Genomic DNA, 23,040 nt, shown 5'->3' with positions numbered 1-23,040 from the left:
TCGTCATGGCCTACAGCGCGACCCCCATCTTCTACGACGACGTCGCCACCCTGATCTCGATCGTCGTCTCGATCGTGTCGCTGGTCGTGCAGGCCGTCGCCCTGATCCACTGCGTCACCCAGCGCGGTGACGGCTTCCAGGCGATCGGCACCCTGCCCAAGGGGGCGTGGCTGGCCATCCTCGCCGTCTGCATCATCCTCACGCTGCTCGGCGTGGGCGGCGGCGCCACCGGCCTGTTCGGGCTGATCGGCATCGCGGCCGCCCTGATCTACCTGCTCGACGTCCGGCCCGGCCTGCGCGACCTGTCGGACGGCAAGGGCTTCTGGTGAGGTTCCGCCGTCCGCTACCCCCGGACGGCGGCCCGCGTACCTCGCGACCCGGCCCCAGCGCGCCCCGGACCGGCCGGCCCACCCTGCCGTCCGCGCCCACCGAGCTGATCGGCACGCCGCACGGCGTACGCCTCGAGCAGCTCGTCACCGGCGTCGGCGACCCGGTCACGGTCTTCGCGCACGGGCTGGCCGGCGACCTCGCCGGCACCCGGCCGCTGGGCAGCGCGGTGGCCGGCCGCAGGGTGTTCTTCCACTTCCGGGGCCACGGCCGCTCCGACGCCCCGCCCGGGCCCTGGAGCTTCGCCGACCTCGCCCTCGACCTGCGCGCCGTCGCCGACCACGCCGGGGCGACCCGGGCGCTTGGGGTCAGCATGGGGGCCGCGGCCCTGTGCCGGCTGCTCGCCGACGATCCCGCCCGCTTCGACCGGGTGGTGTGCTACCTGCCGGCGCCGCTGGACGGCGTACGGCCCCGGGCGGCGGAGGCGCGCCTGGACCGGCTGCTCGCCGCCGTCGAGTCGGGGGAGGCGGCGGCCGTGGCGGAGGCGGTGGAGCCCGAGCTGCCCCCGTCGGTGCGCAACACTCCGGCCGGCTGGAGCTTCCTGCGGCAGCGGGTCGAGCAGCTGCTGCGCGACGGGCTCGCGCCCGAGCTGGCGACGTTGTGGCGGGCGCCCGCCGTCGCGGAGGTGGAGGCGCTGCGGGCGTACCGGGGAAGGGCGCTGGTGATCGGCTGCCAGGGTGACGACCTGCACCCGGTGGCCTGGGCGGAGCGCCTGGCCGGGCTGCTGCCCGGCGCGCTGCTGCACGTCTACGACCGGCCGGCGGTGCTCTGGACCCGGCGCGGCGAGCTGCGCGAGCGGATCTCCTCGTTCCTCAACGAGAAATAGCCCGGACCGCGAGGGTCCGGGCTATTTCGTCACGCTTCGTCAGCTGGTGAGCTTCTGCACCCGGTACTTCAGGCCGCTGTCGTTACCGGCCTTGTCCACCGCGACGTAGTCGACCTCGAGGTAGTAGTTCTTCGAGAGGCCGGCCACGTTGACCTTCCAGACGCCGCTGGAGCTCACGCCGACCCACTTGAGCGCGGCCGACGGGATGTTCGTGCTGCCCGGGGTGTACTTGACCCACTTGGACGTGGAGAAGTTGTAGTAGTAGTCCGTCGAACCGGTCCACTTCCAGAGCTGCACGCCGACCGCGTCCATGCCGATCTGCGCGTCCGAGGCGGTGCCCTGGATCGTCTTCCACGAGGAGGCCTTCGACGGGCTGCTCGGCACCTTCAGCGAGGCGGTCGGCGCGTAGGTGTCGGCCTTCAGCGTGTACGTGCCGGCCGACTTCTCGACCTTGCCCTGCGGGCTCTCCAGCGTGACCTTCGCGGTGAAGGTGCCGAAGCCGTAGTAGTGCTTGACCGACGTGTTCGCCTTGTTGACCAGGCTGGTCTCGCCGTCGCCCCACGCCACCCAGACCCGGGTGGTGTTGCTCGGGATGGTGCCCAGCTGGAGGTTGGCCTCGTGACCGCCGTCCGGCCAGGTCCAGTTCCAGGTCGGGTTGAACTTGAAGGTGCCCGACGAGACCGTGACGGTGGCGTTGGTCACGGTGACTGGCTCCGCGCCGTCGTCGGCGATCTTCACGGTGACGGGGAAGGATCCGGCACTCGCGTACGTGTGCTTCACCGACGTGGTTGTGGACTCGAGGCTGGTCGTGCCGCCGTCACCCCAGGCGACCGTGATGGTCGGGACGGTGTCCGGAGTGTCGTCCTGGAACGCCGTCTGGGTCAGCGTGACCTGCTGACCTGGCGAGAGGGCCGTCGTGTCGAGGCTGTAGCTGCCCGTGCTCGCGGCGAGGGCCGGCGAGGCGAACAGGCCGGCGCCGGCCACCGTGCCGGCGCCGAGAACGAGGGTCAGCATCGCGGCGAGACCGCGCGGTCGTCCGGTGTACATCTCTCTCCCCGTGGAAATGGCCGCAGTGAATGCGAGCCGGTGGACAGTACCGGGTTCCGCGGCGGCTGATCAAGCGGGAAGACATGGATCCGTCGATGAATTCGCGATGTGCCGTAACCTTTTGCGCGCTCGACCGGTGTTCAGGGCGTGCGGCTCTCCCCCAAATCAATCTTTTTCGGCATCGTCCTCGCCGGCCTGCCGTTCGCCGTCGCCGCGGGGTGGGCGCTCGGCACGCCCGGCACCACCCCGCCCGCGGTGAGCGCCCCCGCCGGCGCGGGCGGCTTCGGCACCGCCCCGGTGGCGACCCCGGCGACGTCGGCGTCCGGCTCGGCCACGGGCTGGACGCCGCGTGCCCCGAAGCCGGTGTCCGTGGTGGAGTCCGTGCCGCCGAGCCGGCCCGCGGGGGTCGCGCCGAGTTCCGGCGTACCGTCCGCGTCGGGCAGCGGATCGCCGGAGCCGACCCTGACGATGCCGCCGGTGCCGACCCCCACGTCGATCTTCGACCCGCCGACCAGCCCCGCGCCGGTGGGCACCTCGGACGGCCCGGCTCCGGCGTCCTCCGGGCTCGCCGGTGGCGGCCTTTTCCGGAGGTCCTAAGCTCGCGGACCGTGGGAGACTCTCAGCTGCGATCCGCCGCCGACCGGGGCGCGACCGCCACCGCCGGCGCCGCGCGTGACTTCTTCGCCGGGGCCGGCCTGCTCGCCCGGGGCCTCGGCCTCGTGCTGCGCAGCCCCCGCCTGCTGGGGCTCGGCCTGCTGCCCGCGCTCCTCGCCGGCCTGCTGTACGCCGCAGCGGTGATCACCCTCATCGCCTTCGTCGACGACCTCGCCGCCGCCGTGACCTGGTTCGCCGACGACTGGTCCGCGTTCTGGCGCGGGCTCGTCCGGGTGGTGGCCGGCGCCGCGTTGCTCGGCCTGGGCGGGCTGCTGTCCGTGCTGACCTTCACCGCGGTGACGCTGCTGATCGGCGACCCGTTCTACGAGAAGATCTCCGGGCTGGTGGAGCACCGGTACGGCGGCGTACCCGACGAGGTGGAGGTGCCGCTGCTCGCCTCGCTCGGCCGCAGCCTGCGGGACTCGCTGCGGCTGATCGGCCTGTCCGTCCTGCTCGGCCTCCCGCTCTTCGTGGCGGGCTTCATCCCGGTGGTCGGCCAGACGGTGGTGCCGGTGCTCGGCGGCGCGGTCGCCGGTTGGCTGCTCGCGGTGGAACTCACCGGCGTGCCCTTCCAGCGGCGGGACAAGCGGCTCCGGGACCGCCGGGCGGCGCTGCGGGCCCGGCGGCCGCTCGCGCTCGGCTTCGGGGTGGCGGTGTTCGCGTGCTTCCTGATCCCGCTGGGCGCCGTGCTGCTCATGCCGGCCGCGGTCGCCGGCGGCACGCTGCTGTCGCGCAAGGTGCTCGGGTTGCCCACGGAGGTCGTCACCACGCCGTCGCTGTAGGCGGCGCCGGCGGCCTCAGGCGGAGGCGCGGACGACCAGCTCGGTCGGCAGGACCACCGCGGCCGGCACGTCGGCGCGGTCGTCGACCAGCCCGAGCATCTGGCGGGCCATGGTCCGGCCCATGTCCACGATCGGCTGGCGGACGGTGGTCAGCGGCGGGTCGCTGAGCCGGCTGATCTCGAAGTCGTCGAAGCCGATCACCGCCACGTCCCCGGGGATGCGCCGGCCGGCGTCCTTGAGCGCCTGGAGCGCGCCGTGGGCCATCATGTCCGACGCGACGAAGACCGCGTCCAGCCCCGGGTCGTCGGCGAGCAGGCGGTGCATGGCCTGGATGCCGGACTCCCGGGTGAAGTCGCCGACCGCCACGTGCTCGGTCAGGCCGGCCTCCTGCAACGCCGTCCGGTAGCCGGTCAGCCGGTCGATGCCGGCGATCATGTCCTGCGGGCCGGCGATCGTGGCGATCCGGCGGCGGCCGATGCCGAGCAGGTGGCGTACGGCCGCCACGACCCCGCCGATGTGGTCCACGTCCACGTACGGCACCGGCAGCTCGGCGGGGGTCATCGGCCGGCCGCTGCACACCACCGGGATGCCGAGCCGGGCCAGCGCGCCGGGCAGCGGGTCGGCGCCGTGCATGGAGGCGAACATGACGCCGTCGACGTGGCCGGCCATCGCGTACCGCTCGACCCGGTCGTGGCTGGCCGCGGAGCCCGCCATCATGAGCACGAGCTGCTTGTCGGCGGCCTCGAGCTCGACGCTGACGCCGCGGATGACGGCCGGGAAGAACATGTCGTCGGAGAAGACCCGGCTGGCCGTCTCCGGCAGGATCAGCGCTATCGACTCGGTGCGCTGGGTGACCAGGCTCCGGGCCGCCTGGTTGGGGACGTACCCCAGCTCCTCGACGGCCTGGTTGACCGCGTCGCGGATGCCGACCGCCACCGTCGTCGAACCGTTCACGACGCGGGAGACGGTCGCCCGTGAGACACCGGCCCGTCTGGCCACCGCCTCGAGTGTCGGCCGCTCCCGCGTCACCATCAGCTCACTCCCCGATCCGGCCCTGGTCGCTCAGACCGTTGCGCCGGATCACCTCCCGATACCACTTCGCGCTGTCCTTCGGGACCCGCTGCTGCGTGGTGTAGTCCACGTGCACGATCCCGAAGCGCATCTTGTAGCCCTCGGCCCATTCGAAATTGTCCATCAACGACCATGCGAAGTATCCCCGAAGGTCAACGCCGTGGGAAATGGCGTCCAGGCAGGCCCGCAGGTGGCCGTCGAGGTATTCGATGCGGTTGGTGTCGTGGACCTCGCCGGAGTCGCCGGACGGGCCGTCGGGGTACGCCGCGCCGTTCTCGGTGATCATCATCGGCACGCCGTAGTCCTGGTGGAGGCGGTCGAGCAGCCGGGTGAGCGCCGCCGGCTCGATCTGCCAGCCGATGTCGGTGATCGGCCCGACCGGGGGCCGGAAGGCGATGCCCTCGGTGCCCGGGTTCTCCGGGGAGGCGGGGTGGCCGGGCTTCGCCGACACGTACGACGGCGTGTAGAAGTTGACGCCCAGCACGTCGATCGGCGCGTTGATGATCTTCTCGTCGCCGTCCTGGATGTGGCTCAGGTCGGTGAAGCGCGCCATGTGCTCGCGCATGTCGTCGGGGTACGCCCCGCGCAGCAGCGGGTCGAGGAAGATCCGGTTGTGCAGCCCGTCCACGATCCGGGCGGCGTCGACGTCGGCCGGGTTCTGCGGGTCGAGCGGCGAGACGGCGGCCGGGTTCAGCGTGATGCTGACGTTCTGCGCGCCGGCCGAGCGCAGCGCCCGCGCCGCCAGGCCGTGCCCCAGGAGGAGGTGGTGCACGGACTTGAAGACCGCCGCCGGGTCCTGGATGCCGGGCGCGTGCCGGCCGCTGCCGTAGCCGAGGTACGCGGAGCACCAGGGCTCGTTCAGCGTGGTCCAGGTGCGGACCCGGTCGCCGAGGCGCGCGTGCACGATGGCCGCGTACTCGGCGAAGGCCTCGGCGGTCTCCCGCACGGTCCAGCCGCCCCGGTCCTCCAGCGTCTGCGGCAGGTCCCAGTGGTAAAGCGTCACGACCGGGTCGATGCCCTTGCCGATCAGCTCGTCGGTCAGCCGGTCGTAGAAGTCCAGGCCGCGGGTGTTGACCGGGCCGGTGCCGTCGGGCTGCACGCGCGGCCAGGCGATCGAGTACCGGTACGAGCCCAGCCCGAGGTCCGCCATCAGCGCCACGTCCTCGACGTAGCGGTGGTAGTGGTCGCAGGCCACGTCGCCGGTGTGGCCGCGGTACACCCGTCCCGGCGTACGGGAGAAGGTGTCCCAGATGGACGGGCCCCGGCCGTCCTCGTTCGCCGCGCCCTCGATCTGGTACGACGCCGTCGCCGCTCCCCAGATGAACCCTTCCGGGAATTGGACTCCCGAAGCCAGGGGTTCGCCGCTCGATTCCACCTCGACGGTTGCCGTCATGCCGTCACCGCTCCCTGCGTATTGCCGCCGCCTGCCGGGCCGCGCCGACCGGCGTGATCAGCGGCGGAGATGTCGAGGACAGCCGTGGCCGTCCGCACTTAACCGGTACAGCGTAAAGCCATTCACAGTTACGGGAGCTATCCGAAAGTTGCGGAACCGCGCCCGGATGGTGAGACGGTCAACCGGCGCGCAGCGCGCTGATCAAGCGGAGGTCACCGGTCGTGGTCAGAATATCCGGTTTTACCCGCCCCATCAGCATGAGCAGAAGATCGCTCGCCGTTCCCGTGGCCTCGGCGCGCGGGTGGTGGTCGTGGGTGTCGAGGATCGTGCCGGTGTCCAGCAGTGCCAGGCCGGCGCCCCGCAACCGGACGAACCACTCATAACTCGCATCGGTGGCGACCAGGTGCACGACGCCGTGCAGATCGGTCGGGCCCTTGCGGCGGCCGGCGGGCAGCCAGGTGTCCAGCACCTCGTTGACGCCGTCGGCGGCGAGCTTGGTCTCGATCGGCATCGCGCGCCCGGCGGCGGCCTCGGCGTCCCACCGGTGCACGGAGACCTCGTGGGCGAGCCGGCGCTGCCAGAACCCGGCCTTCTTCGCCTGCGCCGGCCAGGTCCAGGCGGGCAGGTCCGGGTCGAGCGCGTCCAGCGTCTCGATCGTGCCGGTCAGCTCGCGCCGGAGGCCGTCGAGCGCCTCCGGCCACGCCGGGCGTGGCTCGGGCACCACGCGGGCGGCGGGCTTGTCGGCCACGCCGCGCGGGGCGAGCTCGCGCACCCACCGCAGCACCGAGGTGAGGTGCTCGGTGAGGTCGGCGACCGTCCAGCCCGGGCATGCGGGCACGACGGCATCGGGTCCGGACTCGGCGACCGCGTCCTGCAGCGCCGGTCCGTCGGCGCGCAGTGCTGCCAGCCAGAAGTCCTTCGTCGCGTTGAGCCTGTTCATCAGCTTCTCCCGCTCGAGGAGGACCGCCTGTGCATCCCCCGTCGCCCGTCGGCCTAGGGTGAACCAGTGCCTGACGTTAGTGCTGATCCACCCGCCACCGCACCTGCAGCGCATGCCAGTTCGCTGGGGGCGTACACGACGCTACGCCTCGGCGGCCCGGCTGACACGCTCACCCCGGTGTCCGAAACGGACGAAGCGGTCGCAATGATGCGGTCCGCCGCCCGCAAGGGGTACCGGGTGCTGGTCCTGTCCGGCGGCAGCAACGTCGTCATCGGCGATGCGGGATTTCCGGGGCCGGTGCTGCTCATGCGCACCCGTGGGGTCACCGAGGTGGAGCGCGACCACCGCGGCGTCCTGCTGCGGGTCGCGGCGGGCGAGCCGTGGGACGAGTTCGTCGCCCGGACGCTCGCCGGCGGGCTCTCCGGCCTCGAGGCGCTGTCCGGCATCCCGGGCTCGGTCGGTGCCACGCCGATCCAGAACGTCGGCGCGTACGGCCAGGAGGTCGCCCAGACGATCGAGGCGGTGCACGTCTACGACCGGGTGGACGATGAGGTGAAGGTGCTGTCGCTGCCGGAGTGCGGGTTCGCGTACAGGTCCAGCATCTTCAAGCACAACGACCGGTGGCTGGTCCTGGAGGTCGACTTCCGGCTCGCCGTCTCCGCCGCCTCGGCGCCGATCCGGTACGCCGAACTGGCTCGCCACCTCGGCGTCGAGGCCGGCGAGCGGGTGGCCGCCGAGCGGGTCCGCGACACCGTGCTAAAGCTGCGGGCCGGCAAGGGCATGGTGCTCGACCCGGACGACCCCGACACCCGCTCGGTGGGCTCCTTCTTCACCAACCCGGTGCTCTCCGCGCAGGAGTGGGCCACGGTGCAGGACCGGCTGGCCGACGCGGGCGAGCCGCCGAGCTGGCCGGCGCCGAACGGCACGGTCAAGGTGCCGGCCGCCTGGCTGATCGAGAAGGCGGGCTTCACCAAGGGGTACGCCGGCCGCGACGGCGTCGCCATCTCGGCCAAGCACACCCTGGCGCTGACCCACCGCGGCGGCGGGACGACGGCCGCGCTGCTCGACCTCGCCCGGGAGATCCGCGACGGGGTACGCGACCGGTTCGGAGTCGTCCTGCACCCCGAACCGGTACTCGTGAACTGCTCGCTGTAGCGGTCGCGGCTCAGCGCCAGCCGAACACCTGGGTCCAGTACAGGGTGCCGTTCGCGGCGCGCTGCACGCCGGCCCCGAAGGACCGGGCCTCGCAGTTGAGGATGTTCTCGCGGTGGGACGGGCTGGCCATCCAGGCCTCGACCGCCTCGGCGGCGCTGGAGTAGCCCCACGCGATGTTCTCGGCGGCCACCTCGTGGTACCCCACGGCCCGCGACCGGGACTCGAAGGTCGAGCCGCGCCAGCCGATGTGCCCGAAGTCGCCGGTCGCGGCCATGTAGTGGCTCTGGCGTACGGACGCGACCATGAGCTCCTGCTCGACCTCGAGCGGTGCGCATCCGGCCCGTGCCCGCTCCGCGTTGGTCCGGTCGATCACGTCCACCATCAGGTCCGACGCGGTGGTCGGGCCGGCGGTGGTGGCGGCCGACGCCGGCGTGGCGGTCAGCGCGAGCAGTGCGGCCGGGGTGGCCGCGGCGAGGGCGATACGTCGTACGAGTTCGAACACGGTTCTTGCCTCCCGGTCCACGGCCGGGCTCCTGTTCGCCCGGCAATCGCAATGGGACCCGGCATCTCGGCGTTACGTCTTATCTTTGGGCGTTTCCGACGGTAGAGCGCGGTTCTGTGTCAGTCTGGGGGGATGCTCGACGGGAGCCGGATCTCCGCTCCCGCCCCCACGCCCGGGTCGTACGTCAGCTCCACCGAGCCGCCGTGCCGGGTGGCGATCGCCTCCGCCAGGAGCATCCACAGCGCCGTGCTGCGGCGCCGGTACGGCGGATCCGGGTCGGCGAGCATGCCGGCCATCAGGTGCTCGTCGGTGAGCCGCTCGGACTGCCGCGCCACGACGGTGATCCGCCAGCCGTCCGCGTCCGCCTCGGCGTCGACCGTGGCGGAACGGTCCTCGGCGCCGCTCGCGACGGTGCCGATGACGGCGTAGAAGAGGTCGCGCAGCAGCGGGCCGTCGGCGGAGAGCGGCGGCCCGTCACCCGCGCGTACGGCCGCCGCGGTGTACGGCTCCCGGCTCGCCAGCAACTCGGCGACCTCGTGGATGAGCGGCCCCGGGTGCACGGTCGCGGGCCAGAGCTCGAGGTCGCCGGTCTGCAGCCGGCTGACCACCATCAGGTCCTCCACGAGCGCCAGCATCCGCTCGGTGTTGCGCCGCACGGCGGCCAGCGCCACCGAGCGTTCGGCCGGGGCCAGGTCGTCGGTGTCCAGGCTCTCGGTGAACGACGCGATGGTGGTGAGCGGCGTGCGCAGCTCGTGGGAGATCACGGCCAGGAAGCGAGCCTGGAGCGCGAAGACGTTCGTGGGGGTTCGCACGCTGAACTATAACTTTCCGTATACGGACGGATACGTCACGCTATCGTGGTTTTTGACATTTCATCTTCGCCGTCCGCGATCGCGGGGGGCAGGGGCAAGACGCTGATCCGAACCGGTGCGTGCCGCGCCGGCCGGGCAGTCGCGTCCGGTGGCGCGCGGGGGGCGGAGGCGGAGGGCATGGTGACGAGCTCATGAGCAGGCTGCTCGTGGTCGAGGACGACCCGGACATCGCGCTGGCCCTGCGGCTGCTCTTCAGCCGCGCCGGCTACGAGGTGGCGCACGCCGGGGACGGGCGTACCGGGCTGAAGGAGGCGTACGCCGAGCACCCCGACCTGGTGGTGCTGGACGTCGGCCTGCCGGAGATGGACGGCTGGCAGGTCCTCGAACGGCTGCGGGACGTGTCGGACGTGCCGGTGCTGGTCCTCACCGCGCACGGCCAGGAGGCCGAGAAGGTACGCGGCCTCCGCGGCGGCGCGGACGACTACCTGACCAAGCCGTTCGCCAACAACGAGCTGCTGGCCCGGGTGGAGGCCCTGCTGCGCCGCTCCTCCAGCGGCCAGAACAGCTGGGCCAGCCAGATCTACGACGACGGGTTGGTGCACCTCGACCCGACGAAGCGCCGGGTCTACGTCAAGGGGGACGAGAAGCGCCTGACCCCCACCGAATTCCGGCTGCTCAACGCCCTGGTCCGGCACGCCGGCGCGGTGCTGAGCCCCAACCAGTTGCTGACCCAGGCGTGGGACGACCCCACCGGCATCGGTCAGGAGCGCGTCAAGTTCGCCGTGCTGCGCTTGCGCCGCAAGCTCGGCTGGTCGGATCCCGACGAATCCCCGATCGAGTCCGTACGCGGATTCGGTTACCGCTACCGGCGGCCGGGCGGTGACAACTGAGCCGCAACCGGTAGCGCTTCGGGTGTCCTCAGATGAGGACCCGGTGGGTCGATGAGGGACTTGGGAAACGAGCAGGAGGTAAGGGCGTTGGAAGACCTTGGCGAGATCGTCGGCGAATTCCTGATGGAGAGCCACGAGAACCTGGATCAGATCGACCGGGACCTCGTGGCGCTGGAGCAGGACCCGTCGTCGCGTGACCTGATCTCCCGCATCTTCCGGGCGATCCACACGATCAAGGGCACGAGCGGCTTCCTGGCCTTCACCCGGCTGGAGACGCTGGCCCACGCCGGCGAGTCGCTGCTGTCGCGGCTGCGCGACGGCGTCCAGCCGGTGACGCCCACCACGATCACCACGCTGCTGGCGACCATCGACGGCGTCCGCTCCCTGCTCGAGTCCATCGAGCAGAAGGGCAACGAGGGCGAGGTCGACGTCGAGAGCATCATCACGGCCGTACACGCCCAGATGAACGCTCCCGGCGACGTCACCGCCGGCCCGGCCGCCGCAGCCGCTCCGGCTGCTCCGGCCGCCGCGCCCGCGCCCGCTGCTGCCGCCGCCCCGCCGCCGGCCGAGAAGCCCGAGCCGCTCGCGGAGATGCCGGCCCGCCCGGCCCCGGAGCCGGTCGAGGGCCAGCGCCGCCCGCTCGGCGAGATCCTGGTGGAGACCGGCGCGGCCGAGCCCGCGGACGTCGGCTCGGCGCTGCAATCGCAGCTCGAGGGCGACGAGCGCAAGCTGGGCACGATCCTGCTCGAGGAGGGCAAGACCCAGCCGTCCGCGGTCAGCGACGCCCTCCAGGCGCAGACCCCGAAGCGCAGCGTCGCCGACAGCGCCATCCGGGTCGACGTCGACCTGCTCGACAGCCTCATGAACATGGTCGGCGAGCTGGTCCTGGCTCGTAACCAGCTGGTCCGTGGCGTGATGGACATCGGCGACTCCGGCCTGGTCCGCAGCGCCCAGCGGCTCGGCATGATCACCTCGGAGCTGCAAGAGGGCATCATGAAGACCCGCATGCAGCCGATCGAGCACATCTGGTCGAAGCTGCCCCGGGTCATCCGGGACCTCTCCAACTCGCTCGGCAAGAAGGTCGAGCTGGTCATGGAGGGCAAGGAGACCGAGCTCGACCGCAGCCTCCTGGAGGCGGTCAAGGACCCGCTGACCCACCTGGTCCGCAACGCCGTCGACCACGGCATCGAGGAGCCCGAGCGGCGCTCGGCGGCCGGCAAGAACCCCGAGGGGACGCTGACGCTGCGGGCGTACCACGAGGGTGGGCACGTCGCGGTCGAGGTCGCCGACGACGGCGCCGGCATGGACGTCAGCCGCATCGCGCAGAAGGCCGTGGAGAAGGGGCTGCTCCGCGCCGAGCAGGTCCCGAACATGGACAAGCGCGAGATCATGGCGATGGTCTTCCAGCCCGGCTTCTCCACCGCGACGAAGGTCACCAACGTCTCCGGCCGCGGCGTCGGCATGGACGTGGTCAAGACCAACATCGAGCGGATCGGCGGCGCGGTCAGCGTCGACTCGACGCTGGGCCAGGGTACGGTCTGGCGCCTCACCATCCCGCTGACGCTGGCGATCATCCAGGCGCTGACCGTGGACTGCGGCGACCAGCGCTACGTGGTGCCGCAGGTGGCGGTGCTGGAGCTGGTCTTCATCGACGGCCAGTCCACCAAGATCGAGTACGCCTCGGGCGCCCCGGTCTACCGGCTGCGCGGCAAGCTGCTCCCGCTGGTCCGCCTCGACCGCACGCTCGGCCTCGAGCCCGGCGGCGACCAGGGCGTCTACATCATGGTGCTGCAGGCCGACGGCCGCCGCTTCGGCCTGGTCGTGGACCGCGTCCTGAACACCGAAGAGGTCGTGGTCAAGGCGCTGAACAGCAGATTCAAGGACATCGGCCTGTACGCCGGAGCCACCATCCTGGGCGACGGCAAGGTCGGCCTGATCCTCGACGTCTCCTCGCTGGCGCGCCGCTCGCACCTCGCGGTCGACTCGGAGCGGGAGAACCTGGTCGGCACCTCGCGGGCCACCGGCGGCGCCGGCACCGGCGAACGACTGCTGATCACGGCGGTCGGCGAGCGCCGGGTCGCGATCCCGCTCGACACCGTCACGCGGCTCGAGGAGTTCCCGCGGGACCGCATCGAGCACGCCGGCTCCCGCGAGGTCGTGCAGTACCGGGGGCAGATCCTGCCGCTCGTGCGGCTGTCGCACCTGCTGGGGGCGTACAGCGAGACGGAGGAGGGCGACACCGTCTCGGTGGTCGTCTACAGCGAGGGAGGCCGCAGCGTGGCGCTGGTCGTGGACCGGATCGTCGACATCGCCGAGAACTCGACCACCGCCCGCCGCGACGCGGAGGAGGACGGCCTGGTCGGTACGGCCGTCATCCAGCAGCGCGTGACCGAGCTGCTCGACGTCCGCCGCGCGATCCTCGCCGCCGACCCGAACTTCTACGCCGAGATGTCCGACGAGATGCTGGTGGAGGCCTGACATGGCGAGCCGCCAGTTCGCCACCTTCGAGGTGGCAGACCAGCTCTTCGGGGTCGAGGTCCACACGGTCCAGGAAGTGCTGTCGTACAACGAGTACACGCCGGTGCCGCTCGCGCCGCCGGCCGTGGGTGGCCTGTTCAACCTGCGCGGTCAGGTGATCGCGGCGGTCGACCTGCGGGTCCAGCTGGGCCTGGCCCGGCAGGCGCTGCAGGGCCCCGTCATGAACGTGATCCTGCGTGGCGACGGTGAGCCGGTCAGCCTGCTCGTCGACCGCATCGGCGAGGTCGTGGACCTGGACGACGACGCGTTCGAGCCGCCGCCGGACACGCTCAGCGGCCCTACCCGTGAGCTGGTGGTCGGCACGTTCAAGCTGGACGGCCGGCTGATGCTGGCGCTCGACGTGAACCAGGCCGTCGACACGTACCGAGCCACCACCTGATGTACAGCCTGGTCAGCGCCCCCGTTCTCGGCTTCGACCTGACCCGCCTCGGGGGCGGGTCGGCCACCGCCGAGGTGCTGTTGCGCGCCCTGCGCCTCAGCGTCGGGGACCTGCCGGTCCTGGCCGAGCGGCTGCCGGACGAAGGGGTCCGGGGGCCGCTCTGGGTGGAGGTGGAGAGCGCCGCGCGCAAGATGCCGTCGCTCAAGGGCATGAAGGCCGACGACCCGGCGAGCTCGCTGGCGCTGGTCGAGCGGGCGCCGATCGGGTCGGTCGACGCCCTGCTCACCTGCCTGCGCTACGACGTGATGGCGTGGACCTGGGTGGGCAAGGGCCGCGACGCCACGCAGGACCCGACGGCCGCCGCGGCGACCGCCCTGCTCTGCGACGCCGCGGTCGCCAGCTACCTGCGCGAGGTGCTGGACGACACGACCCGCCGGATGCTCGGGGCCGGCTGGGTGGCCGCGCTGCGCAAGCTGCCGGCCGGCAAGCCGATCGACCTCGGACCGCACCACTACGCGGTCTCGGCCCTGCTCGACCGGCTGCGCTCGATCACCCCGAACGATCTGGCCCGGCTGGCGCAGTCGGCGGAGGACGCCCGCAAGAACGCCGGCGGCTGGTCCCCGGCGGTGCACTCGGCCTCGTGGGCGGCGTACCTGTCGGACCGGGTCCGCACGGCGGCGGCGGCCCAGATGCTGCTCGTGCAGGCGATCGACACGGCCGCCATCCCACTGGCGGAACGCGCCGGCGGCGTCTGGAACATGCTCAGCGGTGCGGTCCAGGCGCTCGTCGTCCGGGACCTGCTGGACACCGCGACCGCGCACCGGCTGCTCACGCCGGTCGTCGCGGCGCTCGGACCGGCGTGGCTCGGATGAGGGACGGAGGACAACGATGATCAGAGTGCTCGTCGTCGACGACTCCGTGGTGGTCCGCCGGCTCATCGTGGACTCGCTGACCGGGGCGCCGGGCATCGAGGTGGTCGGCACGGCCGCCAACGGCCTGCTGGCCCAGGCGAAGATCGACAGCCTGAAGCCCGACGCCATCACCATGGACATCGAGATGCCGCAGATGGACGGCATCGCGGCGGTCCGGGAGCTGCGCAAGCGGCACAAGCACCTGCCGGTGATCATGTTCAGCACGCTCTCCGCGGCCGGCGCGAGCGCCACGCTGGAGGCGCTGGCCGCGGGTGCCACGGACTATGTGACCAAGCCGAGCAACGTGGGTTCCATCGGCGAGTCCATCGCGGCGGTGCGGGAGCAGCTCGTACCGAAGATCCACGCGCTGGCCGGCCGCCGGCCTCCCGGCGCACCGCGCCCGGGTCTCGGCCCCACGAAGCGCCCGGGCCTGGCACCGCCGGTTACCGGGCGTCCGGCCGCGCCGGGCCGTCCCGGCGCGCTCACCGGCCGGCCCGCCGGCAAGCTGCCCGCCGCTCCGGCGCGACCGCTGCGGCGCATGCCGCACGGCCGGGTCGACATCCTGGCGATCGGGTCGTCGACGGGCGGGCCGGACGCGCTGACCAAGGTGCTCCAGGCGTTGCCGTCGGACCTGCCGGTGCCGGTCGTGGTGACCCAGCACATGCCGCCGGTCTTCACCCGGATGTTCGCCGAGCGTCTCGACCGCAGCACGCCGCTGCGGGTGGTCGAGGCGGGCGACGGCATGGAGCTCACCCCGGGGACCGTCTACATCGCTCCCGGCGACAAGCACCTCGTGCTGCAACGCCGCAACACCGCGACGCTGACCCAGCTCAGCGGCGCGCCGCCGGAGAACTCCTGCCGTCCGGCGGTCGACGTGATGTTCCGCTCGGTCGCGTCGCTCTACGGGGCGGCGGCGTTCGCGGCGGTGCTCACAGGCATGGGATACGACGGACGAGGTGGTGCGAAGGTGCTGCGTGACGCAGGCGCGGAGATTCTGGCGCAGGACGAGGCGAGCTCGGTGGTGTGGGGAATGCCCGGAGCGGTGGTCGGCGCGGGGCTGGCCGACGAGGTGCTCCCGCTCGACCGGATCGCTTCCGCCCTGGTCCAGCGCCTCCAGGTGGGCCGGGCCCCGCGGGCGACGGCGGTGACTCGATGAGCCTGTCCCAGTCGGACTTCGCGTTCGTCTCCACGCTGGTCCGGCGAGAGGCGGCGATCGTGCTCGCCCCCGGCAAGGAGTACCTGGTCGAGGCCCGGCTGATCCCGGTGGCCCGGCAGGTCGGCGCGGGCAGCGTGGCGGAGTTCCTGGCGAATCTGCAGCGCAAGCCGAACCCGGCGGACCAGCGCCGGATCATCGACGCGCTGACCACCAACGAGACCTCGTGGTTCCGCGACCGGGAGCCGTTCACGGCGCTGACCGACGTCGTGCTGCCCGACCTGGTCAAGAACCGCGCCTCGCAGCGCAGGCTGCGGCTGTGGTCCGCGGCGAGCTCGAGCGGGCAGGAGGCGTACAGCCTGGCGATCACGCTCCAGGAGGCGCTGCCCACCGGGTGGGGGTACGAGATCATGGGCAGCGACATCTCCACCGAGATGATCAAGCGCGCCGAGGCGGCGGAGTACAGCCAGGTCGAGGTCAACCGCGGCCTGCCGGCCACCCAGCTGGTGCAGTACTTCGAGCGGGTCGGTGCGCACTGGCGGATCGCCCCGCACCTGCGGCGCAACGTGTCGTTCAAGCACATGAACCTGACGGCGCCGCTGCCGGCGATCCCGCCGTTCGACGTGATCTTCCTGCGCAACGTGCTGATCTACTTCGACGTCGCGACCAAGAAATCGGTGCTGCGTAACGTCGCCCGGCTGCTGCGGCCGGACGGCTGGCTCTTCCTCGGTGCCGCCGAGACGACCATCGGCATCGACGACAACTACGAACGGGTGGCGGCCGGCCGGACCTCTGCCTACCGGGTACGAAGCGCGGTGCCGGCCGGCGCCGTCAGGAAGGGGTGAGTTGCGGTGCGGGCCATGGTGATCGACGACTCTCGCGCGATGCGCATGATTCTCAAGCGCATCGTCGCGAAGCTGAACTTCGAGGCGATCGAGGCGGGTGACGGCCAGGAGGCGCTGGACCTGCTCGCCACGATGACCGAGGTGCCGGAACTGGCACTCATCGACTGGAACATGCCGAACATGAACGGGCTCGAGTTCGTGACCAAGGTGCGCGCCGAGCCGCGGCTGCGGGAGATGACGCTGGTCATGGTCACGACCGAGAGCGAACAGAGCCAGATCGTCCGGGCACTCGCCGCGGGCGCCCACGAATACGTGATCAAGCCCTTCACCGAGGGCGCGATGATCGAAAAGTTGGCCCTGCTGGGCCTGGTACCGACCGGAGCGAACTCATGAGCGTCGAGACCGTGGTGAGCGAGGGTGACCTCGCCGAGATGGTGGAACAGGTCTGGGTCTCGTACCTGGATCCGGAAGGCGTCAGCCCGCTGTTGGTGACGGGCGACGACGGGCAGGCGACCGAGGTGCACTCGACGGTGTCGATCACCGGCTCGTGGCACGGGCACCTCGTCTACGCCTGCTCGCTGAAGGCCGCGCGGAGGTCCGCCGCCGCCTTCCTGGCGATGGAGGAGGACGAGGTCAGCCAGGAGGACATCTCCGACGTGCTGGGCGAGCTCGCCAACATCGTCGGCGGCAACGTCAAGGCGATGCTCCCGGCGGGCTGCTTCCTGTCCCTGCCGACCGTGGTGCTGGCACCCGACACCGCCTCGTACTACCCGGCGGCCGAGCGGATCAGCGGCCTCTACGGCCTCTGGGACGCCGAGCCGGTCTCCATCTCCATGTGGCAGAGCGTGAAGCAGCAGGAGGCGACGGCATGAAGATCCTCATCGCGGACGACAGCCGGGTCATGCGCCAGATCGTGACCCGCACCCTGCGGCAGGCCGGCTTCGAGGGTCACGACCTGGTCGAGGCAGCCGACGGCGCGGAGGCCGTGGAGAAGGCCGAGGCGGAGAAGCCGGACCTGATCATCTCGGACTGGAACATGCCGGAGCTGACCGGGATCGACGTGCTGCGCAAGCTGCGGGCGGCCGGGAACGACGTCAAGTTCGGCTTCGTGACGTCCGAGTGCACCGAGGAGATGAAGACCGCCGCGGAGAGCGCCGGCTCCGCGTTCTTCATCGTGAAGCCCTTCACTGCTGAGCAATTCGATGAGGTCTTCTCTCCTATTTTGGGATGATATAGCCATGTCAGACACCTCGGTCGTTCCCGCCCCGCTTGCCGTCCGTAACCTCTTCGAGGACCTCCTCGGCCGGGACGTGAACGTCTCTCCCGGCGATCCCATGACCGCCGAGGATCTGCCCACCGGCCTGATGGCCATCTACACCGACACCTCACGCCTCTACGCGGTGCTCGGCATGACGCTGAGCCTCGCGGCCAACGCGGGCGCGGCGCTCGGCCTGCTGCCCGCGGGGGCGGCGGAGGACAGCATCGAGGAGAAGAAGCTCTTCCCCAACCTGGCGGAGAACGTCTTCGAGCTGTGCAACGTCTTCACCAGCCTGCTCAACCGGGAAGGCGCCCCGCACGTCAAGCTCTACCAGGTGATCTACCCGGGCATGGAGCTGCCCAACGACGCCCGGGCGCAGTTCCTCGCCCTGGGCAAGCGGCTCGACCTCTCCATCGAGGTCGCCCGCTACGGCAAGGGGAAGTTCTCGCTGTCCCTCGTCTGACCGTGGGGCCCGCCCCCGCACGCCGTGCGGGGGCGCGGCTTCAGGCCTGGCCGGCGTCGGCCTCCGAGGGCGTCCGCTGACTCACCACGGGCCGGTGGGCGACGTCCGGGCGGCGCAGCACCCGGTCGGCCGCCCGGCTCAGGCCCCGGCGCGCGGGGATGAACCGCTGCGGCGCCGCCGACCATCCGTAGCGGAGCAGCTCGGCGGCGGCCGGGCGGACCGCGCCGGACAGCTCGTACCCGTTGGCCACCAGCCGGCTGCCCAGGGCGGCCTCGCAGAGCGCGATCTCCTCGGCGGTCAGCCGCGTCTGCCAGCTCTGCACGCGCTGGGTCGTGACGGGGGTGTGCGTACGCGCATGCCAGGTCTTGAACGACGGCACCGCCACCCGCGCGACCGCCGACGGCTCCGCCATGGCCGGCTGGTACTCCTCGCCCAGGTACGCGCACAGCTCCGCGAGCCGCCCCTGCGGATCCGCGACCAGGTCCTCGTAGCGCAGCTCGTACCACTGGGAATCGCCGAGGCGCCGGGCCGCACGCCGGGCGTCGTCGACGGCACGGGCCCACGCGGCCACGGTCGCGTAGATGTCCTTGCGGTGCCAGGACATCTCCTTCAGCGACGCCACGCAGTCCCGCCCGTCGCGGACGATGTTGATGAACTGCGCGTCCGGGAACAGCCTCAGCAGCAGATCCACGTTGTGCAGGTACGCCGGCCGCTTGTCGCCCCAGCGGGGTTTGCCGAAGCGGGCCGCGTACAGCCGGAAGACCGTGCCGAGCACGGACCCGAGTGTGCCGTCCGCGGCCACGATCGCCTCGACCGTCTCCTCGGGGTCGAGGCCGAGGTCGCAGAAGCGGGTCTCGCGCCGGTCCACGATGCGACGGGCCAGCGCGCGCCGGTTGGCGGCCACCGCGAGGTCGCCGAACTCGCGACGTTCCCGGTACGCCGCCAGCACGAACCTCGTCTCCGGCGGAATCGCGATGCGCGCATGGGCGTGCAGCATGAGTTGCAGCATCGTCGTGCCCGATCGGGGGCAGCCGACGACGATGATCGGACGGTCAGTGGGCACCGTTCACCTCCGGTGGGCAGTCGCTCACCGGAGGTAATATAGTGGCAAAACGGTCAAATGTTAACGAAGTATCAAGGCGTGTCGGGGTCCGTCTCCCGGCCCGTGTCCGGGGTCGGCGTGACCGGGGTGCCCGGCTCCTCCGTCCGGCCGTACCCCGACGTGATGAACCGCAGCCCGGCGAGCAGGATCGCGGCGATCGGCACGGCGATGAGGAACCGGATCAGCACCTCGGCGATGTCGATCTCGTCGAGCACGTAGCGATACAGCGCCGGCGCGCTCATCAGCAGCGCGAACAGCAGGACGGAGGGCCGGATCACGGATCAGCCCCGGCGGGCCGGCCGGCGGGGGAGGGCGGCCATCGGCACGACGTCGGCGGCGATCCGGGCACAGAGCAGGGCCGCCCAGGAGTGCGGCGTGGCGGGCTTGCCGTCCAGCGAGAAGATCGGCAGGTCCAGGCCGAGCACGGTGGCCGGGTCCGAGGTGAGGTCCACGTTGTGCACCACCAGCGCCTCGACGTCGCCGAGCGCCCGCAGGTGCTTGGCGGAGTCCCGGGTCTTGCGGGTGGCGTCGACGACCGCCCACATCGCCGTGGCGCCGAGGGCCTCGCACATGTCGTTGATCCGCAGCGGATCCGTCCGCCCGACCCCCGCGTCGACCACCACGATCCAGGCGTGGTCGGCACTCTGCAACCGGTCGGCCTTGGCCGCCGCGGCGGGCGGGTCGCCGAGCACCCGCGACGAGTGCAACCCGGTGCCGGCCGCGGTCGGGCCGCCGAGCAGCAGATGCGCCTGGTCCAGGCCGGCCAGGTCGCACAGCTGCCGGCCGATCGGGAGGGCGTGGTCGAGGTCGCCGGCCAGCACCAGGATCTCGCCGGGCGCGTCCGGGACGGCCGGCGCCGACGGGCGCGAGGCCAGCACGCTGAGCACACCCGCGTACGTGTCACCGCCGACGATCTGCGCGACCATCTCCTCCGGCATGCCGACCCGCAACAGGTTCTGCTGCACGGTGTCGTAGTGGTGCGGCCGGATCGGGTGCGGCGTCGCCGTGGTCACGTGCGCCGTGGCGCCGGGCATCGACGACGGGTGCGGGAGGTCCAGCCCGAGGCCGCCGAGCGACTCGGCCAGCGACATCGCCGCGGGCGCCGGAGAGGTCGGCGCCAGGCCGTACGCGGCGGCCGGGGTGCGGGGTGGCGCCGGGTTCTGCGCGGCCCGGTTCGCCGCCGCGTTCGGCGGGAAGACCGGGGCGTCGTTCACCCCGAGACCGCCCATCAGCTCCGCCAGCGACGGTACGGGCGGCAGCGGCCGTACCGTGCCCGCGGACCCGCCGTTGACCGGTGAGCCGGTGGCCTGCGCGGGGCGGAACGGCCGTACGGCCGGGCTCTCGGGCTCCTCGGGCCGGGTGTCCGGAGGCCGGGGCGACGGCCGGTTGTACGCCTCCGCCCGGTCCAGGTTGGCCATCAGCTCGGCGAAGGCGGAACCCGGGTCGGCCAGGCTCCCGCCGCCACCCCTCGGCCCGGCGAGCCCCCGCCCACCCACCGCGACGTCCGCGTCGCCGATGCCGGCGTCCCGCCCGGCCGCCCGGTCGCCGCGCGGCGGCCCGTCGGGGGGCGCGATCCGGTCCCGCGACTCGGCCTGGGCCAGCAGCTGCTCCAGCGTCTGCGGCCCGTCGTCGGCCGGTGCCGGCCGGCGCGGCGGTGGCTCCGTGCGCTCGTCGGGGTCCGGGACCTCGACCGACAGTTCGTAATGTTGCTTGGCGAAGAACCCGCCGAAGCCCCCGGTCCGGACCTTGTCCGCCGAGATGATCCGCACCGAGGAGCCGTATTCGTCGCGCACCTGCGCCAGCAACGGCTCGATGGCCGGACCCTCAAGCAGCACCCGCGTAGGCACCGTTCACCACCCCCATAGTTTCAATCTGTGCGGTGGAACCTGAGATTTCCGAGTAGGACAGCACCTGCACGCGGCGTGAACCGGCGCGCAGGAGACGCATGAGCGGCAGCCGCAGCTGCGGGGAGCAGGCCAGGACCGGCGTGATGCCGGCCTGCTCGGCGGCCTCCACGAGCCGCCCGGCCTCGCTGACGATCGCCTCGGCGCGCAGGCCGTCGATCGCCATGAAGGCGCCCGTCTCGCTGGGCCGCAGGGACTCGAGCAGGCTCTGCTCGAGCACCGGCTCGAGGGTGATGACGGTGAGCCGGCCGTCGGCGGCGTACTGGGCGGCGATGGCCGGGCCCAGCGCGGCGCGGGCCGCCTCGACGAGGCCGTCGTGCTCGACCGAGACCTTGGCGCGCAGCGACAGCGACTCGAAGATCCGGACCAGGTCGCGGATCGGTACGCCCTCGTCCAGCAGCGCCTGTAGCACCCGCTGGATCTGGCCCAGGCTGAGCAGGGTCGGGGTCAGCTCCTCGACCACCACCGGGTGGGTGCGCTTGACCATCTCGGTCAGCGACCGGACGTCCTCGCGGCCGAGCAGCCGGCTGGCGTTCTGGCGGACGATCTCGGCCAGGTGCGTGATGATCACCGAGGCCCGGTCGACCACCGTCGCGCCGGAGAGCTCGGCCTGGTAGTGCAGTTCCGCCGGCACCCACTTGCCGGCGAGGCCGAACACCGGCTCCACGCCCGCGCGGCCCGGGAGCGCCTGAAGGCCGTCGCCGATGGCCAGCACCGTGCCGGGGGGCGCCTGGCCGGCACCGGCGTCGACCCCGGAGATGCGGATCGCGTACGACGACAGCGGCAGGTCCAGGTCGTCCCGGGTCCGTACGGGCGGCATGATGATGCCCAGCTCCAGGGCCATCTTGCGGCGCAGGGCGCGGACCCGGTCGAGCAGGTCCCCGCCGTTCGTGTCGACCAGGTCCACCAGGTCGGGCGAGAGCGCCAGCTCCAGCGGGTCGACCCGCATCTCGCCGAGCAGCTGTTCCGGCGAGTCCGGCGAGGGCCGGTCCACCTCGGCCACCGCCGCGGCCTCGGCCTCGGGTTCCGGGTCCTTCAGCCGCTGGGCGATGATCAGGGTGATCGCGCCGATCAGCAGGAACGGCAGCTTGGGCAGGCCGGGGATGACGCAGAGTCCGAGGGCCGCGCCGCCGGCGATCCGCAGCGCCAGCTTGTTCTGCCCGAGCTGGGCCGTGACGCTGCTGCCCATGTCGCCGGAGGTGGCCGAGCGCGTGGTGATCAGACCGGTGGACACCGACAGCAGCAGCGCGGGGATCTGCGAGACCAGGCCGTCGCCGACCGTCAGCAGGCTGTACTGGTTCATCGCGTCGGCGGGGGAGAGGCCGTGCTGGAGGATGCCGACCGTGAACCCGCCGACCAGGTTGATGACGGTGATGATGATGGCGGCGATGGCGTCGCCCTTGACGAACTTCGAGCCGCCGTCCATCGCGCCGTAGAAGTCGGCCTCCGCGGCCACCTCGGCCCGCCGGCGCCGCGCCTCGTGCTCGTCGATCAGGCCGGCGTTGAGGTCGGCGTCGATCGCCATCTGCTTGCCCGGCATGGCGTCGAGGGTGAACCGGGCGCCCACCTCGGCGACCCGCTCGGCGCCCTTGGTCACCACGACCATCTGCACGATGATCAGGATCAGGAAGATGACCAGGCCGATGACCAGCGAACCGCCGACGACGAAGTCGCCGAAGGCGTGGATGACCTTGCCGGCGTCGCCGTCGCGGAGCACCAGGCGGGTGGCGCTGATGTTGAGCGCCAGCCGGAACAGCGTCATGACCAGGAGCAGGGCCGGGAAGACCGAGAAGTCGAGGGGCTTCTGCACGAACATCGACACCATCAGGATCAGCAGGGCGCCGGTGATGTTGGTGGCGATCAGAAGGTCGAGCAGGAAGGTCGGCAGCGGCACGACCATCATGACGATGATGCCGATGACCCCGACGGGTACGGCGAACTTACTGAGGTTGCGGCTCTTCACGGCCCCCCTTCCACCTGCTGATGGTGCCGCAGGAACGGCCGTGATGTGAGGAAATCTCCCAGATT

The 23,040-nt window shown here is 71.8% G+C and carries 25 protein-coding genes; 14 read left to right on the top strand and 11 right to left on the bottom strand.

Going from position 1 to position 23,040, the window contains the following annotated elements; genetic code table 11:
* Nucleotides 1–5: 5 nt before the first annotated feature.
* On the top strand, nucleotides 6–329 hold the full coding sequence (locus CLV70_RS16360; protein WP_106127375.1) for a DUF2516 family protein: 324 nt from the start codon (nucleotides 6–8) through the stop codon (nucleotides 327–329).
* A complete protein-coding gene (locus CLV70_RS16355) occupies nucleotides 326–1,213 on the top strand; it encodes an alpha/beta fold hydrolase (RefSeq protein ID WP_425440167.1) in 888 nt (295 codons plus the stop codon). The genes CLV70_RS16360 and CLV70_RS16355 overlap by 4 nt, the downstream gene beginning before the upstream one ends.
* Before the next feature lie 39 nt (nucleotides 1,214–1,252).
* Here the strand turns inward: CLV70_RS16355 and CLV70_RS16350 are convergent, their stop codons facing one another.
* Both CLV70_RS16350 and CLV70_RS41050 read right to left on the bottom strand, forming a co-directional pair.
* Nucleotides 1,253–2,260: a PKD domain-containing protein gene (locus CLV70_RS16350; RefSeq protein ID WP_146164079.1), complete on the bottom strand. Its 1,008-nt coding sequence runs from the start codon at nucleotides 2,258–2,260 to the stop codon at nucleotides 1,253–1,255.
* A 140-nt stretch (nucleotides 2,261–2,400) separates the two neighbouring features.
* Nucleotides 2,401–2,793 carry a hypothetical protein gene (locus CLV70_RS41050; protein ID WP_158277771.1) on the bottom strand — a complete coding sequence of 131 codons (393 nt, stop codon included), beginning with the start codon at nucleotides 2,791–2,793 and terminating at the stop codon, nucleotides 2,401–2,403.
* Nucleotides 2,794–2,868: 75 nt separating this feature from the next.
* Here CLV70_RS41050 and CLV70_RS41045 point away from each other — a divergent pair, with 75 nt between their 5' ends.
* Nucleotides 2,869–3,696, top strand: coding sequence for an EI24 domain-containing protein (locus tag CLV70_RS41045; RefSeq protein ID WP_245908276.1), 828 nt, complete (start codon nucleotides 2,869–2,871; stop codon nucleotides 3,694–3,696).
* Between the two features lie 15 nt (nucleotides 3,697–3,711).
* On the opposite strand, the gene CLV70_RS16330 is transcribed toward CLV70_RS41045, so the two are convergent.
* From CLV70_RS16330 to CLV70_RS16320, 3 genes are all read right to left on the bottom strand, one after another.
* A complete protein-coding gene (locus CLV70_RS16330; protein WP_106127372.1) occupies nucleotides 3,712–4,728 on the bottom strand; it encodes a LacI family DNA-binding transcriptional regulator in 1,017 nt (338 codons plus the stop codon).
* Nucleotides 4,729–4,732: 4 nt separating this feature from the next.
* The gene (locus tag CLV70_RS16325) at nucleotides 4,733–6,160 is read right to left on the bottom strand and encodes a GH1 family beta-glucosidase (protein WP_106127371.1); all 1,428 of its coding nucleotides are present in this window, start codon (nucleotides 6,158–6,160) and stop codon (nucleotides 4,733–4,735) included.
* 178 nt (nucleotides 6,161–6,338) lie between these two features.
* A complete protein-coding gene (locus tag CLV70_RS16320) occupies nucleotides 6,339–7,100 on the bottom strand; it encodes a maleylpyruvate isomerase family mycothiol-dependent enzyme (RefSeq protein ID WP_106127370.1) in 762 nt (253 codons plus the stop codon).
* A gap of 66 nt (nucleotides 7,101–7,166) precedes the next feature.
* Between CLV70_RS16320 and CLV70_RS16315 the strand changes: the two genes are divergently transcribed.
* On the top strand, nucleotides 7,167–8,255 hold the full coding sequence (locus CLV70_RS16315; protein WP_106127369.1) for a UDP-N-acetylmuramate dehydrogenase: 1,089 nt from the start codon (nucleotides 7,167–7,169) through the stop codon (nucleotides 8,253–8,255).
* A gap of 10 nt (nucleotides 8,256–8,265) precedes the next feature.
* Here CLV70_RS16315 and CLV70_RS16310 read toward each other — a convergent pair whose 3' ends face one another.
* Together CLV70_RS16310 and CLV70_RS16305 are read right to left on the bottom strand one after the other, a co-directional pair.
* Nucleotides 8,266–8,778 carry a CAP domain-containing protein gene (locus CLV70_RS16310; protein ID WP_245908275.1) on the bottom strand — a complete coding sequence of 171 codons (513 nt, stop codon included), beginning with the start codon at nucleotides 8,776–8,778 and terminating at the stop codon, nucleotides 8,266–8,268.
* A 98-nt stretch (nucleotides 8,779–8,876) separates the two neighbouring features.
* A complete protein-coding gene (locus tag CLV70_RS16305; RefSeq protein WP_106127367.1) occupies nucleotides 8,877–9,569 on the bottom strand; it encodes a sensor histidine kinase in 693 nt (230 codons plus the stop codon).
* A gap of 191 nt (nucleotides 9,570–9,760) precedes the next feature.
* Here CLV70_RS16305 and CLV70_RS16300 point away from each other — a divergent pair, with 191 nt between their 5' ends.
* The 10 genes from CLV70_RS16300 (at nucleotide 9,761) to CLV70_RS16255 (ending at nucleotide 18,006) form a co-directional block, all read left to right on the top strand.
* Nucleotides 9,761–10,459 (top strand): response regulator transcription factor, encoded by a 699-nt coding sequence (locus CLV70_RS16300; RefSeq protein ID WP_106127366.1) that lies wholly within the window; start codon nucleotides 9,761–9,763, stop codon nucleotides 10,457–10,459.
* A gap of 87 nt (nucleotides 10,460–10,546) precedes the next feature.
* Nucleotides 10,547–12,937, top strand: coding sequence for a chemotaxis protein CheW (locus CLV70_RS16295; protein ID WP_106127365.1), 2,391 nt, complete (start codon nucleotides 10,547–10,549; stop codon nucleotides 12,935–12,937).
* A gap of 1 nt (nucleotide 12,938) precedes the next feature.
* A complete protein-coding gene (locus CLV70_RS16290) occupies nucleotides 12,939–13,376 on the top strand; it encodes a chemotaxis protein CheW (RefSeq protein ID WP_106127364.1) in 438 nt (145 codons plus the stop codon).
* On the top strand, nucleotides 13,376–14,248 hold the full coding sequence (locus CLV70_RS16285) for a hypothetical protein (RefSeq protein WP_106127363.1): 873 nt from the start codon (nucleotides 13,376–13,378) through the stop codon (nucleotides 14,246–14,248). The genes CLV70_RS16290 and CLV70_RS16285 overlap by 1 nt, the downstream gene beginning before the upstream one ends.
* Nucleotides 14,249–14,264: 16 nt before the next feature.
* A complete protein-coding gene (locus CLV70_RS16280) occupies nucleotides 14,265–15,443 on the top strand; it encodes a protein-glutamate methylesterase/protein-glutamine glutaminase (RefSeq protein WP_106127362.1) in 1,179 nt (392 codons plus the stop codon).
* The gene (locus CLV70_RS16275) at nucleotides 15,440–16,285 is read left to right on the top strand and encodes a CheR family methyltransferase (protein WP_106127361.1); all 846 of its coding nucleotides are present in this window, start codon (nucleotides 15,440–15,442) and stop codon (nucleotides 16,283–16,285) included. Before CLV70_RS16280 ends, CLV70_RS16275 begins: the two co-directional genes overlap by 4 nt.
* A 15-nt stretch (nucleotides 16,286–16,300) precedes the next feature.
* Nucleotides 16,301–16,678: a response regulator gene (locus CLV70_RS16270; protein WP_221478700.1), complete on the top strand. Its 378-nt coding sequence runs from the start codon at nucleotides 16,301–16,303 to the stop codon at nucleotides 16,676–16,678.
* Nucleotides 16,675–17,157: a chemotaxis protein CheX gene (locus CLV70_RS16265; protein WP_106127360.1), complete on the top strand. Its 483-nt coding sequence runs from the start codon at nucleotides 16,675–16,677 to the stop codon at nucleotides 17,155–17,157. The genes CLV70_RS16270 and CLV70_RS16265 overlap by 4 nt, the downstream gene beginning before the upstream one ends.
* Complete coding sequence (locus CLV70_RS16260; RefSeq protein WP_106127359.1) at nucleotides 17,154–17,516, top strand: response regulator; 363 nt, start codon at nucleotides 17,154–17,156, stop codon at nucleotides 17,514–17,516. The genes CLV70_RS16265 and CLV70_RS16260 overlap by 4 nt, the downstream gene beginning before the upstream one ends.
* 7 nt (nucleotides 17,517–17,523) lie before the next feature.
* On the top strand, nucleotides 17,524–18,006 hold the full coding sequence (locus tag CLV70_RS16255) for a hypothetical protein (protein ID WP_106127358.1): 483 nt from the start codon (nucleotides 17,524–17,526) through the stop codon (nucleotides 18,004–18,006).
* Between the two features lie 40 nt (nucleotides 18,007–18,046).
* Here CLV70_RS16255 and CLV70_RS16250 read toward each other — a convergent pair whose 3' ends face one another.
* From CLV70_RS16250 to CLV70_RS16235, 4 genes are all read right to left on the bottom strand, one after another.
* On the bottom strand, nucleotides 18,047–19,069 hold the full coding sequence (locus tag CLV70_RS16250) for a sulfotransferase family protein (RefSeq protein ID WP_106127357.1): 1,023 nt from the start codon (nucleotides 19,067–19,069) through the stop codon (nucleotides 18,047–18,049).
* A gap of 71 nt (nucleotides 19,070–19,140) precedes the next feature.
* Entirely contained in the window at nucleotides 19,141–19,386 is a 246-nt protein-coding gene (locus CLV70_RS16245; RefSeq protein WP_106127356.1) for a hypothetical protein, read from the bottom strand.
* A 3-nt stretch (nucleotides 19,387–19,389) separates the two neighbouring features.
* Nucleotides 19,390–20,943 carry a hypothetical protein gene (locus CLV70_RS16240; protein WP_211303789.1) on the bottom strand — a complete coding sequence of 518 codons (1,554 nt, stop codon included), beginning with the start codon at nucleotides 20,941–20,943 and terminating at the stop codon, nucleotides 19,390–19,392.
* The gene (locus tag CLV70_RS16235; RefSeq protein WP_106127354.1) at nucleotides 20,933–22,975 is read right to left on the bottom strand and encodes a flagellar biosynthesis protein FlhA; all 2,043 of its coding nucleotides are present in this window, start codon (nucleotides 22,973–22,975) and stop codon (nucleotides 20,933–20,935) included. Before CLV70_RS16235 ends, CLV70_RS16240 begins: the two co-directional genes overlap by 11 nt.
* Nucleotides 22,976–23,040 lie beyond the last annotated feature (65 nt).

The organism is Pseudosporangium ferrugineum (assembly GCF_003002065.1).
GTDB lineage: Bacteria > Actinomycetota > Actinomycetes > Mycobacteriales > Micromonosporaceae > Actinoplanes > Actinoplanes ferrugineus_A.
Note: the sequence above shows the minus strand (reverse complement) of the source record. Positions and strands in the feature narration are given on the sequence as shown.

Excerpts from the sequence above, each read along its gene's own strand:
- CLV70_RS16255 (WP_106127358.1), top strand. The coding sequence starts at position 17,524 with ATGTCAGACACCTCGGTCGTTCCCGCCCCGCTTGCCGTCCGTAACCTC.
- CLV70_RS16280 (WP_106127362.1), top strand. The coding sequence starts at position 14,265 with ATGATCAGAGTGCTCGTCGTCGACGACTCCGTGGTGGTCCGCCGGCTC.
- CLV70_RS16290 (WP_106127364.1), top strand. The coding sequence starts at position 12,939 with ATGGCGAGCCGCCAGTTCGCCACCTTCGAGGTGGCAGACCAGCTCTTC.
- CLV70_RS16350 (WP_146164079.1), bottom strand. The coding sequence starts at position 2,260 with ATGTACACCGGACGACCGCGCGGTCTCGCCGCGATGCTGACCCTCGTT.
- CLV70_RS16260 (WP_106127359.1), top strand. The coding sequence starts at position 17,154 with ATGAAGATCCTCATCGCGGACGACAGCCGGGTCATGCGCCAGATCGTG.
- CLV70_RS16360 (WP_106127375.1), top strand. The coding sequence starts at position 6 with ATGGCCTACAGCGCGACCCCCATCTTCTACGACGACGTCGCCACCCTG.
- CLV70_RS16325 (WP_106127371.1), bottom strand. The coding sequence starts at position 6,160 with ATGACGGCAACCGTCGAGGTGGAATCGAGCGGCGAACCCCTGGCTTCG.
- CLV70_RS16330 (WP_106127372.1), bottom strand. The coding sequence starts at position 4,728 with ATGGTGACGCGGGAGCGGCCGACACTCGAGGCGGTGGCCAGACGGGCC.
- CLV70_RS16300 (WP_106127366.1), top strand. The coding sequence starts at position 9,761 with ATGAGCAGGCTGCTCGTGGTCGAGGACGACCCGGACATCGCGCTGGCC.
- CLV70_RS16285 (WP_106127363.1), top strand. The coding sequence starts at position 13,376 with ATGTACAGCCTGGTCAGCGCCCCCGTTCTCGGCTTCGACCTGACCCGC.
- CLV70_RS16265 (WP_106127360.1), top strand. The coding sequence starts at position 16,675 with ATGAGCGTCGAGACCGTGGTGAGCGAGGGTGACCTCGCCGAGATGGTG.
- CLV70_RS16270 (WP_221478700.1), top strand. The coding sequence starts at position 16,301 with ATGGTGATCGACGACTCTCGCGCGATGCGCATGATTCTCAAGCGCATC.
- CLV70_RS16320 (WP_106127370.1), bottom strand. The coding sequence starts at position 7,100 with ATGAACAGGCTCAACGCGACGAAGGACTTCTGGCTGGCAGCACTGCGC.
- CLV70_RS16275 (WP_106127361.1), top strand. The coding sequence starts at position 15,440 with ATGAGCCTGTCCCAGTCGGACTTCGCGTTCGTCTCCACGCTGGTCCGG.